This is a genomic window from Nonomuraea sp. NPDC048916 (genome assembly GCF_040649575.1).
GTDB lineage: Bacteria > Actinomycetota > Actinomycetes > Streptosporangiales > Streptosporangiaceae > Nonomuraea.
The window spans coordinates 70,048-86,006 of sequence record NZ_JBEZFS010000010.1 but is presented as its reverse complement, the minus strand read 5'-3'; the positions used below and the strand labels follow the sequence as shown (position 1 = coordinate 86,006).

Here is a 15,959-nt window from a genome sequence, read left to right as displayed (position 1 = left end):
CATGCCTTTCGTGGGACGACAGCGCGAGCTCCGCCGGTTGGCGACGGCTCTCGGCCGCCCACCGGTCGTCGTCCTGATCGAGGGAGAGGCGGGGGTCGGCAAGACCCGCCTCCTGCACGAGCTGGCCGGACACCCCATGCTGATCGGCCGCTGCCACCCGATGCGCTTCCCGTACGGCCCGATCGTCGAGGCGCTGCGGGACACCTGCCCACCCCGCGACCTCAACCCGGTGACCGGCGCGTTACGCCCTTTGTTACCCGAGTTCGCCCAGCTACTGCCGCCCGCCCCGCCTCCGCTCCCGGACCCGCAGGTCGAGCGGCATCGTCTGTTCAGGGCGGTGCTGTCGCTGCTCGGCTCGCTGCAGCCGATCACGCTGGTGGTCGAGGACGTGCACTGGGTGGACTCCGACACCAGGGAACTGCTCGCCTTCCTCGCCCGGTGCCTGCCCGAGGCGGTCAACCTGGTGCTCACCTACCGGGCCGAGGACCTGTGCCATCCGGTGGCCGAGCTGCTCGCGCACCTGCCACCACACATCGACCACGCCGAGCTCGCGCTGGCCCCGCTCGACGCCGGGGAGACCGAGCTGCTGGCCAGGCACCTGCTCCCCGAACCCCGTGACCTGTGGCCGCTCACCAGGGGCGTCCCGTTCGCCATCGAGGAGTTGGCCCGCATGCTCGCCGAGGGCGGGGAGCCGGGCACGCCGCCCGCGCTGCGCGACGCCGTACTCCTCAAGCTCGGCTCGCTGCCGCTCGCCGCGCGCAGGCTCGTGCAGGCGGCGGCGGTGCTGCCGGAGCCGGCCGGCGAGCAGGCGCTGGCCGCCGTCGCGGGCGTGCCGCCCGAACAGGGCGAGCGCGGGCTGGCCGAAGCGCTACGGCGCGGCCTGCTGTGGGAGTCCCCACCCGGCAGGTACGGCCTGCGCCAGCCGCTGACCAGGAAGGCCCTGTACGACTCGATCACTCCGGCGGTCCGGCGCAGGCTGAACCGCCGGATCGACGCCCCTGCCCAGCCGCAGGGCACCCTGTCACCCAGGGAGGAGCAGGTCATCAGGCTGGCCGCCGACGGGCTCACGAACCGGGAGATCGCCGAGGACCTGTTCCTGTCGCCCCGGACGGTCGAGGTGCACGTGGCCAACGCGCTGCGCAAGCTCGGCCTGAGCTCACGCAGGCAGCTACGGACTACGTAGTCGCAATACGTGTGCTTTACGTATGGCCTGGAGCCTGATTTGGGCTCATGTTTCAGTGGTCCCCATCCGCCACCCCAGGAAGGGCTCACGCTGCCATGCGACGACGCACCCCCCTGCTCGCGTTACTCGTCAGCGCGCTGGCGTTACTCATGACGCCGATCCCGGTCCACGCCTCCGTCCCGGCCTCGGCCGAGGAGGGCTCGTACATCGTCCAGCTCAACCCGAGCAAGCTGCGGGCGGCGCCACGAGCGATCGCCGAGGACCAGGTGAACCAGCTGGACGGCAAGCTCGTCGGCGTCTACGAGCACGCCTTCAAGGGCTACACCGCCCGCCTGACCCCGGCCGCCGCCGAGGCGCTCAAGAAGAACCCGAACGTGCTCACCGTCGAGCCGGACGCCGAGGTCGTGGCGTTCCCGCAGACCACGCCGACCGGCGTCCGGCGGGTCTTCGGCCCCGACAACCCCAACCTGGACATCGACGGCGTCGACGACGTCCGCATCGACGTGGACGTGGCCGTCGTCGACACGGGGGTGGACTTCGACCACCCCGACCTGAACGTGGTCGCCAGGGCCAACTGCACGACCGGCTCGTGCGTGAACAACTCCGGTGACGACGACAACGGTCACGGCTCGCACGTCGCGGGCATCGTCGGCGCCGTCGACAACACGATCGGCCCGGTCGGCATCGCGCCCGGCGCCCGCATCCACGGCGTCAAGGTGCTCAACTCGGCCGGCTCCGGCACCCTCGCGGCCATCGCCGCCGGGATCGACTGGGTGGTCGCCCGCGCCTCGACCATCGAGGTCATCAACCTGAGCCTCGGCTGCAGCGGTTGCTCCAGCAGCGCGATCAGCACCGCGATCACGAACGCCGTCAACGCCGGCGTGGTCGTGGTCGTCGCGGCCGGCAACAGCAGCGCGAACGCGTCCTCCTTCTTCCCGGCCAACCACGCCGACGTGGTCACCGTCTCGGCGCTGACCGACATCGACGGCCTGCCCGGCGGCCAGGGCGGCAGCACGCTGCCGTGCCGCACCGAGACCGACCAGGACGACACGCTGGCGTTCTACTCCAACTACGGCGCGACCGTGGAGATCGCCGCGCCCGGCACCTGCATCTACTCCACGTGGATGAACGGCGGCTACAACACCATCAGCGGCACCTCGATGGCCAGCCCGCACGTCGCGGGCGCCGCGGGCATCCTCACCTCGGGCGCCAACAAGCCGACGACCAGGGCGGGCGCGCTGGCCGTACGGAGCGAGCTGATCGCGACCGGCAACGCGAACTGGACCGACGACTCCCCCGACGGGGTCAAGGAGCCGCTGCTCGACGTGCACGACGCGACCAGGTACCCGCCGGGGACCGGCGGCAACCGGCCGCCGACGGCGTCGTTCACCTCATCCTGCGTCCAGTTGGCCTGCTCGTTCGACGGCTCCGGCTCCGCCGACTCCGACGGCACGATCGCCTCGTACGCCTGGAACTTCGGCGACGGCTCGACGGGCACCGGCGCGACGGCGAGCCACACGTACGGCACGGCGGGCACCTACACGGTCACCCTCACCGTGACCGACAACGCGGGCGCCACCGGCTCCACCACCAGGCAGGTCACGGCGGGCACCCCGGCGAACCAGCCACCGGTGGCCAACTTCACGCAGACCTGCCAGGTGATCTTCATCTGGCGCTACTGCAACTTCAACGGCTCGTCCTCGTCCGACCCCGACGGCACGATCGCCTCGTACGCCTGGAACTTCGGCGACGGCTCGACGGGCACCGGCGCGACCGTCCAGCATTTCTACAGCTCGGCCGGCGCGAAGAGCGTCACTCTCACCGTGACCGACAACCTGGGCGCCACCGGCACGATCACCAAGACCGTGACGGTTCCCTGACCTTCGCGGATCGGGCGGCCCGTCGTCACCGGCGCGGGCCGCCCGTCAAGAGTGTTCGGGGATCGCGACGGGCACGATCGGGGCGCCGCCCCCAGACGGTGCCTTCGCAGGCCCCTCTTTGTAAGGTTGCGAAGATTCTATTGCCTCGCGCCTAACCTCCGTGGTCAGGGTAATCAGGCTCGATCACTGCTTCGGTTGGGGAAAGGAATGGATCTCCCCGTTCGGTTATTTCTCCGTTCGCGAGCACGATCGCCTTGAAGGCATTGCCTCCCGGCCATGATTGGGCCTCGTCGTCCCATTCGTAGACCAAGCCATATGACTCTGGCGCCGCGCTGGCGACCGAACGGAGGAGGTCTGCCACGTCGAGGGCTTCCTGGCCTCGATGGTTCGTGTTGGCGACGAGCGACAGGAAGTATTCTCCGTTGACCGCTCGCAAATCGAGCGTCCCGGCCTGCCAGGCATATGAATCGATGAGGCGCTGAACTTCGCGCACGCTTTCCCTGATCTGGTCGAGCTCATCCTCGGTCTCGGGATGCCGTATTACCAGCCACCCGGTAGCCTGATACACCCTTTACTCCTTGCCCTCGATGCCGATGCCGTTTTCCGGACCTACTATAGCGGCCGCGTATCGATGACGGGCTTGACACCGTAGCGGTCGCCGTATTTCTGCAACGCCTTCAACACATCGGGATGTGGTGCGCCGTCGAAGTGGAAGTACGGTCTGCGGCCAGTTTTTATTGCCATCTCGAAAGTCGCCTTGGCCTGGGCTCGGAACTTCTTGTTGAGTACGAAGTTGGCGGGTTTGGACTGCGCCACGTAGTCGGGCGACACGGCATCGAATTCACGACCGCTGGAATCGTTCTCGAAACGTACCCTGGACTTTCCGCCCAGCCGTCTGCCGAGAGCGTCTGCCGCCGGGTCTGGTTTGTTGACGGTTATAAGCCGACCCATGCCCCTGTTAGGCACTCTACGAACTATGTCAGCGATTCTCTTGAACAACCGCGTGGCCGATGATCTGACGCTTCTTGAGAGACTGCGAGCGGCTGCCTGCAGACCCTTTGTCACGGCTCTGCCAAGACTCTTGAAGAGGCCACTGCCTCCCGTAAGGATCCCCAAGAGGCCTTCCGTGCCCCAAAAACCAGCTGCTCCAGAGTTGGAGTCAGGGTCGTAGCCTTGCTCCTTCATCCACGTCCTGAGCGGTTTCTTCAGCAGATCGCGAGTCGACGGGAGGCCGCTGATCGCGCTCCGCCAGTCGTCCCTGGAGATCTGTCCATGCAGCAGGGCCATATCGAGCGCGTCGATCGCCTGATCGACGGCATTGTCGAGCGCTCCCGCCATCACATCTTCCCAATCGGTACTGATGTGACCGTCGAGTTCGACATTTGATATGGGGTTACCGCCGGTGAAGGCGTAGCGGTTGGCGGTCCAAGGATCCAGGGAGAGGGACAGGTCGTCGAGGGCGTCGTTATAGGTGTCGAGGTTGAGGAAGCGGTTGAGGCCGGGGTTGTAGTCGCGGAACCCCATGTCGTACATGCCGGTGGAGTTGTCCCAGCGCTTGCTGTTGAAGCGGTAGGGGTTGTACTCCTCTTTGGCGGTGGGGTCGACGGGATCGGGTTTGTCGACGCCGGTGAAGAGTTTGTCGTCGTTCCTGCCGTAGGCGGTGTAGCCGTAGGTGGCGCGGGTGTCACCGGTCTCTGAGGTGATCTGCTCGACGTCGGTGTGGACGTTGTAGCCGTAGTAGGAGGATTCCTCCCGGTCGTCGTCGGTGAATTTCACCTGCGACAGGCGCTCACCCCAGGGCGAATATTGGAAGGACCTGACCAGTTTGCCGGCCACCTCCTCATCCAGGACCTCAGAGGACAGGCCGAGGTAGGAGTAGGTGGTGGTCTTGGCTGAGGCGGTGCCTTCCTTCTCGGTCTTGGTGGTGGTGCGATCGAGCGGGTCGTAGGTGTAGCTGGTGACCGTGCTGGTGGCGCCGTCGCTGCCGAGTTTCTCGTGTTTGGTGACGTGGTCGAAGCCGTCGTAGGTGTATTTCTCCTGGGTTTTGCCGCCGCTTTGGATGGTGCGCAGCCGGCCGTAGGGGTCGTAGGTGTAGGTGCTGGTGGCTCCGGCGGTGACCGACGTCATGAGGCGGTCGCGGTCGTAGGTGAAGGTGGTCTGCTCGCCGAGGACCTCTTCTTGCCAGACGTTGCTGTTGGCGTCGTGGGAGTAGGTTTCGGTCTCGGCCGCGCCGCCGCCGATGGGGGTCTTGGTGACCTTGGCGATGCGGTCGCGGGGGTCGTAGGTGTAGGCGTATTCGTGTTCGAGGTAGGCGCCTGGGGTGTCGGCGTTCTGGATTTTGGCCGTGTCGCGGGCGCGGTGCAGGTTGCCCTGGTAGCCGAGGGTGTGTTCGGCCACCACTGTCGTGTTCGGCTTCTTCTCGAGCGAGTGGCGCAGGACGCCGGACAGGAAGTAGTCGTAGGTGACGGTGTTGCCGTTGGCCTTGGTCTCGCTCAGGCGTTCGGCGCGGGGGGTGTAGGTGTAGCTGGTGGTCTTCGGCGCCGTGTCGGTGGCGTTCTTCTTGTTGACGACCTGGTCGACCAGGTCGCGGATGTCGTAGCGGTAGGTGGCGAGGGTTTTGTCGTGGGTGCGCTGGGTGACGGCGCTGTTTTCGTTGTAGGCGTAGGTGGTGGTGTTCTTCAGGGCGCCGTTGAGCTTTTCGAGGATCTGGTCGATCTGGTTGAGGTTGGTGTAGGTGATGTCCCACAGGTCGATCTTGGCGGTGGGTGAGCTGTCGGTGATCTGGATGAGGTTGGCGTTGGGGTCGTAGGTGTAGGCGAAGTCCTTGGCCTCGGTGTCGGTTTCGCCGCTGTTGTCGCGCACCAGTTTGACGGCGTCGGCAACGACACTGCCGTTGGCGTCGTCGGTCAGGGTGACCGAACCGGTGGTGCCGGCGGTGAAGGCGTAGCTGCCGAGTTCGACCCAGTCGCCGGCGTTCTGGGTTTGGTCGATGGTGGTGTTGGCGGTGCCGCCGTCGTGGTTGATCGTGTACTTGGCGTTAGTGGCGGTGGCGCCGGGCGGGTATTGGGCGTAGAGGGTGTAGCTGCCCGCGGTGGGGGTGGTCAGGTTCCAGGTGAAGCTGCTGGAGCCGGTGCCGGCGGGGGCGGTGGCGTAGTCGTAGCCGACGAATCCGTCGGTGGCGGTCACCGTGGTCTGGGGGCCGACGATGTTGGAGGCGGGGGTGCCGCCGCTGGTGGTGGTCCACGAGCCGGTCGTGGTGACCTGGCCGGTGTCGGAGTTGTCGCCCATCACCACGTCGAGGCCGAGCGGGGTGCCGTCGTCGGAGTGGGTCTTGAGTTTGCCGTCGGGGTAGTAGGTCCAGTCCAGTGCGCGCTGGCTGGAGCCGCCGGCGCTGGTGACGGTGCGATTGGTCTGCAGGCCGAGCTGGTTGTAGTCGTAGGTGGTCTTGATGTCCCACGGGTCGGTGGTGGTCTTGGACCAGCCGTTGTCCCAGTAGGACATGGTGGAGACGTTGCGCACGCTCTGGCCGTGCGAGGGCGGGTGGGAGATCTCCTTCAGCCGGGAGACCGCGTCATAGGCGTATGAGACTTTGTCGGGGGTGTTGTAGACCGCATCGTCGGGGTCGAAGGGGTAGATCTGCTCGATCGGCCGGTTCAGCTCGTCGTAGACGGTCTCGTTGACGAAGTCGGCCGGGTCGTCTGTGGTTTCCACGCCGCGCGGGGTGATGGTCTTGGTCTGGTTGCCGACCTGGTCGTAGGCGTACTGGGTGGTGACGTACTTGATCACGCCGCCGGTTTCGGAGTGCGGGACCTTGGTCTCGATGACATCGCCGCGCTCGTTGTAGTCGGTGTAGGCGGTGTTGTTCTCCTGGTCGGTCTGGGAGACGACCAGGCCGTCCAGGTCGAAGGCGACGCTCGTGGTATATCCGGCCGCGTCGGTGGTCTGGGTGACGCGGTGGTTGCGGTCGTAGGTGTGGATCGCGGTGTGGTCGCCGGTGTCGGCGGTGGCGTTCTTGCGCGGGTCGACGACCTTGACGGTGTTGCCGACGTTGTCGTAGGTGTAGCTGATCTTGTGCTGGTCGGCGTTGAGGACGTCGGTCAGCTGGTAGATCGGGTCGTACTCGTAGGTGGTGGTGAACTGGGCCGCGTCGGCACCGGGCAGGTTGCCCTTGGGCTCGATCTGGGTTTTCAGGTTGCCGGCCAGGTCCCAGGTGAAGCTGGCCTTACGCTCGTCGCCGCCTTGGCTGTCCTTGGGCAGGGTCGACTCGCGTAACTGGTCGGCCGCGTCGTAGTCGGCGGTGGAGACGGCGCCGTTGGGGGCGGTCGTCGTGGTGATGTTGTCGTTGCGGTCGTATTCGGGTGCCGGGGTGGTGATGAACACGCCGGCGTCCTGGTCCTTGGGGACCTTCGACTCGAGTGGACGTTTGAAGATGTCGTAGGTCTGGGTGGTGGTCTTGCCCAGGGCGTCGGTGACCGACAGCACGTTGCCGCGCGCGTCGTAGGCGGTGATCGTGTCGTTCAGTTCGGCGTCGGTGATCTTCTTCGGGTAGCCGGAGGGGTGGTAGTCGCCGAATCCGGTGGCGTTGCCGTTGGCGTCGGTGGCCGTGGTCAGCTGGCCGAGCGGGTCGTAGGCGTAGGAGGTGGTGTAGTCACCAGTGGCCGCCGAGGCCACGCCCAAGGGGTCGGTGACCGTGGTGAGGTTGCCGTTGGCGTCGTAGCCGAACCGCCACCTGCGGCCTTCCGGTGAGGTCTTCTCCACCAGGTCGGCGACGTAGCCGTTCAACCCGGTCTGGTAGGCCAGCACGGTGGGGGCGGTGCTGTTGTGGTTGGCCTCGGCGTCCTTCAATTCGAGGGGGTAGCCGGTCTTCTGGTCGTAGGTCCAGGTGGCGTAGGCGCCGTTGGCCTCGGTCAGCCGCTCCACGCTGTGATCTGGGGTCCACTGCAGGGTGGTGGTCTCGTTCTTGGCGTTGGTGATCGTGGATGGCCGGCCGTAGGCGTCCAGTACGTACGCCGTCTGATGCGTCAGCGGGTCGGTGACGGTGGCGTGCATGACGCCGCCCTGCGGCCCGTCCGGATCCACGTAGTCGAACTTGGTGACGCCGTCGAGCCGGTCCGTGAGGGTCTCGACCTTCCACTTGTCCTTCGGGTCGACCGGCGCCTCGTAGTAGGCCAGATCGGTGGTGTTACCACGCGGATCGGTGACCGCGACGAGTTTGACGTTCTTATTGCCCTGGGTGGCCTTGTAGGTGAAGGCGAACGTCTTCGCCTCTGGGGCGCCGGCGCCGTCGACCATCTTGGCCATCAGGCCCTTGTCGGTGTAGGCGAAGGTCACCTTGCGGCCGGCGATGTCGGTGATCGACTCGACGTTGTCGATGATGTGCGGGTTGGTCAGCTTCGTAGCCGGCACCTCGTCGCCGTCGTCGTCGATGTAGGTGTAGTCCTGGCCCTTGGCGTAGTAGTCCAAGGTCAGTGTTCTGCGGCCGGCGGCGTCGGTGAGGTACTGCAGGAACTTGGTCGGCTTGTTGTTGGACTTGCGTCGTTCGTAGGTGAACGACATGGTGTTGCCGTTCTTGTCGACGATCGCCGACTGGAAGCCTTCGGTGTCGAAGAAGAACTGGGTGCGGTCCGGCTTGGTGAACACCCAGGCGCGCTGGGCGGCGAGCTCCCGGTCGTTGGGCTGGCCCTCGAAGCCGGCCGGGTCGACCTGCTGCAGGTACAGGTGCACGCCGCGCGGGTGCTTGTAGGCACAGGTGGTGTAGGTGCAGTCGGTCTTGCCGGGAGGGTCGAGCGTCCACACGTGCGCGGTGCCGTCGCCATCGGTCAACCGAACCTGGTCTGGCCAGGTCTGGCCGGGCGGGTGGAACTGCAGCTGCGAGCCGAGTTTGGCCAGGGTGGAGGTCTGCAGGCTCCAGCCGTAGCCGAGCGAGGCGGCGCTGGTGTCCAGGCTGTTGTAGGTCATCCGGGCGAACGTCTGCGCTCCCCGCGACGGGTTGGAGAAGGCGTTGTAGCCCCACACCACGTTGCCGGCGTACAGGTTCGTCAGCGCGGTCGTCCCGGCACCGGTGTTCTTACCGGTGTAGCCGTAGAACTTCTCCAGCCCGAGCAGGTCGGAGGTCGGGGAGTCGACGCGGATCTGCTGCGGCAGAGTCGGCAGCTGGTGGGAGGCCGACTTCCAGTTGTTGGTGACCGTGTCCTGAACGTCCCACACCAGCTGCGTGCCCTCGGCCAGGTTCGTGCTGGTCGTGCTGATAGTGGGGGCCTTGACGTCGGTGTAGACCGTCGCCGATTCGCCGGGGGCCAGGCTGTAGGGCAGCTGCTTTTTGAGCTGGTTGTCGGGGGTGGAGATATCGGTGCCGTCGGGCAGTTTCCAGTGGTAGCCGACCGCGGTCTTAGCGGCGTCCCAGGTCTCGTTGGTGGTGTTGGTGACCACGACCGGGATCCGCCGGGTCGCGCCGGCATCCAGCCGTTCGGGAGTGCCGGGGACGTAGAAGGTGGAGGATCCGGCGGCTTTCTCCTTGTAGGTCACGCGCAGTCTGGGCCGCAACACGCTCTCGTCGGCCTCACCGGACAGGAAGGAGACCGACTGCTTGGCGGTGCCGGCCTCGTTTGCGACCTTGACCAACAGTGCCTTGGTGGCGGCAGGGTCGGCCAGCCAGGCCTTGGCCGCGTCGGTGACCGTCCACTGGCGCCAGCCCGGTGTGGCGTTCACTCCAGATATCGTGTTCAGGGCGGTGGCGTCGATGTCGCCGCCGGGACTGGTCCACGGGCTGGTCCAGGTGGCTGATTCGTCGAAGCCCCTGGTCAGCTTGTGCGCGGCCAAGCTCGCCCCGGTGCCGTTGGCGTTGGCTCCCCACAGCGACAGCGTGGCCTGGCTGATCTCGGCGTCCGCCGGCAGTCGTGCGGCGAAGTCGTCGAATTTCACCACCGCGCGGGTGTTACCGAGAGTGGTGGTGGTGTTGCCGACCTGCAGCCGTTTCTGCCCGCTGACCTCGTCGTGACCACTGGATGGTTCGCCGGAGGACAGCGTGGTGTCGGCATCGGCGTACAGGACCGTGGTGATCTCCCCCGGCCTGGGCAGGATCACTTGCAGACTCTGAGACGGTGAGGTCTGTCCGTTGGCCAGCACCGCCTCCACCCAGTAGCTGGCCTCGTGAATGTAGGACGGGTCGGCCACCGCGTCGGGCTCGCCGCCGCTGGCCGTGTCGGTGTAGGAGGTGACATCGGCCGGCAGCGTGGTGACCAGGGTGTCGTAGCCGTCGGAGAAGCCGCCGCCGATCTGGCACCCGGACGGGCAGGTGCGGTGCAGCTCGTAGCCGGCCAGGTCGTCGGAGGCGTCGCCGGGCGTGGGGTCGGCATAGGCGGTCCACGACAGGGAGGCGCCCACCGAGGTGGCCGTGGTGACCGGCTTGAGGGTCACGCTGGGCAGGCCGTAGGTGACCACCAGCTTGGGTGTGTTGACCTGCTCGACCTGCATGCCGTCGCCGCCGTAGGCGGTCTCGGAGGCTGCCTCGTACACCGGGCCGCCGACCGGGGCCGTCGCCGACTCATCGGCCGCCTTCAACATCAGCCCGTTGGTCCAATACGGTTGCGACAGCCAGCCCTGCACGACGTTGGTGACGTTGAACGCATGCCAGCGCGACAGCTCGCCCGGCTGCCGGGTCACCGTCGCGGCCGCGGTGGCGTTGAAACTGGGCTGCCCGTTCCAGTTCACATCGAACGACGACCAGTCCGAGGTGATCTCGTGCGCGCCCACCGTCACCGGCCCGGCTTCGCCGAGCGCCTGGTCGAAATACACCTCCAGACGGGCGTCGTCGACCAGCACGTTCTCATCCGGCAGCTCGTCCACCACCTGGATGTTGATCAGGGAACGGTTGATCGCGCCCGCGCTGGTCTTGCCCACCGGCAGCCGCCAGTTGTCGGTGTAGTTGGCGTTCGGGGCCGCCGAGTTGACGTAGGTGTCCTCGGCACCGGCCCAGTTCGGCTGCAACCGGATCGTCGGGTCGATCACCACCGGCCACTTACGCTCCGGCGCGGCCAGCCAGGCCGCGTCCGGCTTCAGCGTGATCGTCGCCTCCGCCCCCTGCTGGCTGACCTCTTGTGTGACCGCCTCGGAGTAGCGGCTGCCATAGGGCGAGGCCGGATCCTTCTCGGCATCGAACATGAACGGCTTCGGGATGGCGAACGCCGCCGTGCCGTCCTGACCGATGAACGCGATCGATCCATCCGGACGGGCCTCGGCCCGCAGCCCGCCCGTTTTGACGGTGAACGTCAGCGACGTGCCCGCCGCCGGGGCCTTGGTCAAGACCAGATACTCCTTCACCCCTTCCGAGGTGACCTGGTAGACCAGATCGACGCCGTCCCACACCCCCGGATAGGTGACGGTGGAGCCGTTCACCTTCGGCGTCAGCTGCCGCCCATCGCCGGCCACACCCAAGATGAGCTGCCCCGAACCGGCCTTGACCTGCACCAGCTTGTCGGACCTCTCGCCGAACCGGGTAGTGAATCCGGCCTTGTCGTTACCGTGGACGAACCCGTCCTGCGAGGCTGTCTCGATCCGGGTATCGATCGGCTGCCAATCACCCTTGCCGTCCCGGTAGTGCAGCGGCAGGGTCGATACCTCGGCCTGCAACCGGCCGTCCTCCAACTCGTACACGCCGGCGAACCGGGAACGCTTGCCTGGCAACTCCTTGACCCGCTTGCCCGGCGGTGCGGCCACCCGCCTCCGCTGCGCCGGACCGGCGTTGCGGCCCGGCAGGGTGATCTTCTGACCGCTGGGGCGCATCTCCCCCTTCGGCTCCTCGGCGAACCAGCCCGCGACCTGGCCCGACAGCCAGGTCGCCACCCGATCGAGCACCCCGGGCCCACCCGAGACCACCCTGCCACCCTGAGCCAGCGCGGGCGGCACCGGCGCCAGCGAGAACACCAGCGTGAGCGTGACCGATAACGCGATCAACCGCCGCAGGCGGGCACGGAAGCGGCGAACAGAAGAGACGGGCAGGGGATCGGCAGACTGTTTGCGGGATCGCAACGACACGAGGCGCTCCTCAGGCATGGGTCACCAGGGGGTAAGCGAGATGGATAAAGAGAACCTAAAGATCTCGACGAACAAAACACCCGAATTACGCCATGACACGCAGACACGGTCAATAGTCACGGAATGCGACTTACCGGACTTTCGAACATACGAGCCCAGCACAGCGTGAAGGCATCCTCCGCTGCGACAATCTCCACGAAGACGACTTTCACCACGACAAACAGCCAGTGTCACTGTCCGTAATAACCGCAGATCGCGTCCGCGGCGCCAACGGCGGCGTGATCAGACTCACAGCAAGCTCACAGCAAACCGCCCCCGCGCGGACACTACGAAGTCCCGCCGACTGACCTGCCCAAACCCGCCGTCGTCCTGACCGGCGTCTTGACGAGCTCTGCCATCCGTGTCTAGATCAAACGGTTTCCATCAGATCAGACGGGGAGATCATCATGGCGTCGAAACGGCGATCCTGACTGTGACAGCCCAGCCGTCCTCACCAGCCCGCGACCACCACTACCGCACGCCGATCCTGAGGATCGTCCTCACCCTCTCAGGCCTGCTGCACCTGGCCCTCGCCGCCATCCTGATCAGCCTCCCCGGCTTCCCCCACTCACTCGACTGGTTCGACACCCCCGACGATCACACCACCAGCACACCCCCCGCCGCACTCCTCATCCGTCACACCACCGGATCAGCCGCCCCCACACCTCGCAGCCGGCCCGCCATCACACCAGCATCGTCGGCACCATCCAGTCGCCCATTCAACACACTGACGTCACCGTCACCGATCCTCACGAAAACCACCTCCCACCCGACTCCGACCAGAACCAAACGCACCCCCGTAATAGCGACGATCGCGAACCCACAAGCCGCCATCACACGTGAGACAAGCACCCGCCCCACCACACCGCCGAGCGCCCCGCCCGAACACGCGCCGCCAGGCCAGACCAGACAACCCCCCGGCCAAGCAGCCGACCGAACACCTCCCGGCCAGGCCGCCACCAAGGATCACGGGCCGGCGAACAAGCCACCCGACCACCACTCCGGCGGACCGCACGGAAACCTCAACAAGCCCCAGCACGCCAACGACCCACCGGCACGGTGACCAGCCGACATACGAATCGCACACCGATCCTCAGGACCGCTCCCAGCATTGCGGGGTACCGCACCTGGTCCGCGCCGTGCGCCCTGGCCTTCGAGGAACCGCGCCACCGGCGCGGGCCGCCCGTCAAGAGTGTTCGGGGATCGTGACGGGCTCGATCTCGGGGGCGCCGAGCCTGATCGCGTCGGCCTCCTGGTCGGTGTCCTGCTCCTGGGAGAGCCGCTCGGCCTCCACCCGCTTGGTGAAGTACTCGACCTCCCTCTTGACCTGCTCGGTGTCCCAGTCGAGCGGCTCGGCCATCAGCTCGGCCGCCTCCTGCGCCACGGCCAGGCCGCGGTGGAAGGTCTCGATCGAGATGTGCGTGCGGCGGGTCAGCACGTCGTTGAGGTGCCGGGCGCCCTCGTGGGTGGCGGCGTAGACGACCTCCGCGCGCAGGTAGTCGTCGGCCCCGCTGAGCGGCCGGGCCAGCGTCGGGTCGCGGTCGATCAGCTCCAGCACCTCGTCGATCATCGAGCCGTACCTCTGCAGCAGGTGCTCGATGCGGGCCACGTGCAGCCCGGAATTGTGCGCGAGCCGGTACCTGGAGTTCCACAGCGCCTGGTAGCCCTCGGCGCCCACCAGCGGGATCCGGTCGGTGCACGAACGCGGCACCCGCTGGTCCAGCCCGTGGGCCACGGCGTCGACCGCGTCCTTGGCCATGACCCGGTAGGTCGTGTACTTTCCGCCCGCGATCATGACCAGCCCCGGCACCGGGTGCGCCACCACGTGCTCGCGCGACAGCTTCGAGGTCTCGTCGGACTCCCCCGACAGCAACGGCCGCAGCCCCGCGTAGACGCCCTCGACGTCGTCGCGCGTCAACGGCACCGACAGCACGGCGTTGACGTGGTCGAGCAGGTAGTCGATGTCGGCCCGGGACGCGGCGGGATGCGCCTTGTCGAGGGTCCACTCGGTGTCGGTGGTGCCGATGATCCAGTGCCGCCCCCACGGGATCACGAAAAGAACCGATTTTTCGGTACGAAGGATGATCCCGGTGAGTGAGTGGATCCGGTCCCGGGGCACCACCAGGTGGATCCCCTTGGACGCCCGGACATGGATCTGCCCCCGGCCGCCCACGAGCTCCTGGATGTCGTCGGTCCACACGCCGGTGGCGTTGACCACCTGCTGCGCCCGAACCTCCAGCTCGCCGCCGCTCTCCAGGTCGCGCACCCGCACCCCGGTGACCCGCTCCCCCTCACGCAGGAACCCCACGACCTGGGCCCGGGGCGCGATGTCCGCCCCGTAGGTGGCGGCGGTACGCAGCATGGTCATCACGTAGCGGGCGTCGTCCACCTGCGCGTCCCAGTACTGGACGGCTCCGGTGAACGCCGACTTCTTCAGCGCGGGAGCCAGCCGCAACGCCCTGCTCCGGGACAGGTGCCGGTGTCCCGGCACCCCCCGCGTCACCCCGGTGGCGAACCCGAGCGTGTCGTAGAGCGCCACCCCGGCCCCTACATAGGGGCGTTCCCATCCGAAGTGGGTCATCGGAAACAGAAAAGGCACCGGCCGCACCAGGTGGGGCGCGATCCGTTGCAGCAGCAGGGCCCGCTCCTGCAACGCCTCGCGTACGAGCTCGAAGTTGAGCTGTTCGAGATAACGCAGGCCGCCGTGGATCAGCTTCGACGATCTCGACGACGTGCCGGACGCGAAGTCACGCGCCTCGACCAGGCCCACGTCCAGCCCGCGCGTGGCGGCGTCGAGCGCGATGCCCGCGCCCACCACCCCGCCACCGACCACGACCACGTCCAGCTCCTGGGCGCCCATCCTGGTCAGTGCCGCCGCCCGCTCGGCGGGCCCGAGCCGCGCCACGCCCCTTCCCGCCGCCATAAACTCCCCCTGATATACGGCTTTGTCGCCTTGCGCTCCATACCTACCCGCTTGGGTAGCACGATGTAACGCTCGTCCGGAGTGGTCCCACGCACCATCGTGCCCCAGGCCGTGATCCATCAGGCGCGGATCACCTTGACACCCGCGTCCGTCAGGCGGGTCGCGAGCTCGTCGGAGAGCCGGGCGTCGGTGACCAGGGTGTCGATCTGGCCGATCGGGCAGATCCGGGAGAACGCCCGTTTGCCGATCTTGGAGGCGTCGGCCACCACCACCACCTGCTCGGCCCGGCTGATCAGCAGATGGTTGACGTCGGCCTCGCCCTCGTGGTGGGCGGAGGCCCCGAGCTCGATGTCGAGCCCGTCGACCCCGAGGAACGCCACGTCCAGCGTCACCTGCTCCAGCACGCCCGAGGCCAGCGGCCCGATCAGCTCGTAGGACTGCGGGCGGGCCACGCCGCCCGTCACGACGATCTTGACGTGCTGCCGGACCGTCAGCTCCGCGGCGATGTTGAGGGCGTTGGTGACGACCGTGAAGCCCGACTCCAGCGTCGAGCGGGTGGCCAGGGCGCGGGCCAGCTCCGAGGTGGTGGTGCCGCCGTTGAGCCCGACGACGACGCCCGGCGCGACCAGCTCCGCGGCGGCGGCGGCGATGCGGTGCTTCTCGTCGGCGTGCCGGGCGGTCTTGTAGCGCAACGGCAGGTCGTAGCTGACGCTCTGGGCGACCGCGCCGCCCCGGGTGCGCATGAGCATCTGCTGCTGGGCGAGCTGGTCGAAGTCGCGGCGGATCGTGGCGGTGGAGACGTCGAGCGCCTGGGCGGCCTCCTCGACGGACAGGCGGCCCTCCTGAGCGAGCAGCTCAAGAATCGCATTCCACCGGTCATATCGGGACACGAGTGCCTCCT

The 15,959-nt window shown here is 67.2% G+C and carries 6 protein-coding genes; 2 read left to right on the top strand and 4 right to left on the bottom strand.

The features are described from left to right. The first annotated feature begins 10 nt into the window (after positions 1 to 10). Positions 11 to 1,183, top strand: coding sequence for an AAA family ATPase (locus AB0C16_RS12340; protein WP_357681773.1), 1,173 nt, complete (start codon positions 11 to 13; stop codon positions 1,181 to 1,183). Between the two features lie 95 nt (positions 1,184 to 1,278). Next, positions 1,279 to 3,063: a S8 family serine peptidase gene (locus AB0C16_RS12335; protein ID WP_357681771.1), complete on the top strand. Its 1,785-nt coding sequence runs from the start codon at positions 1,279 to 1,281 to the stop codon at positions 3,061 to 3,063. Between the two features lie 151 nt (positions 3,064 to 3,214). Here the strand turns inward: AB0C16_RS12335 and AB0C16_RS12330 are convergent, their stop codons facing one another. From AB0C16_RS12330 to AB0C16_RS12315, 4 genes are all read right to left on the bottom strand, one after another. Further along, on the bottom strand, positions 3,215 to 3,631 hold the full coding sequence (locus AB0C16_RS12330; protein ID WP_357681769.1) for an Imm7 family immunity protein: 417 nt from the start codon (positions 3,629 to 3,631) through the stop codon (positions 3,215 to 3,217). Between the two features lie 44 nt (positions 3,632 to 3,675). Then, positions 3,676 to 12,096 carry a DNRLRE domain-containing protein gene (locus AB0C16_RS12325; RefSeq protein ID WP_357681767.1) on the bottom strand — a complete coding sequence of 2,807 codons (8,421 nt, stop codon included), beginning with the start codon at positions 12,094 to 12,096 and terminating at the stop codon, positions 3,676 to 3,678. 1,225 nt (positions 12,097 to 13,321) lie between these two features. Then, on the bottom strand, positions 13,322 to 15,058 hold the full coding sequence (locus AB0C16_RS12320; protein WP_357681765.1) for a glycerol-3-phosphate dehydrogenase/oxidase: 1,737 nt from the start codon (positions 15,056 to 15,058) through the stop codon (positions 13,322 to 13,324). Between the two features lie 119 nt (positions 15,059 to 15,177). Further along, complete coding sequence (locus AB0C16_RS12315; protein WP_357681763.1) at positions 15,178 to 15,948, bottom strand: DeoR/GlpR family DNA-binding transcription regulator; 771 nt, start codon at positions 15,946 to 15,948, stop codon at positions 15,178 to 15,180. Positions 15,949 to 15,959 lie beyond the last annotated feature (11 nt).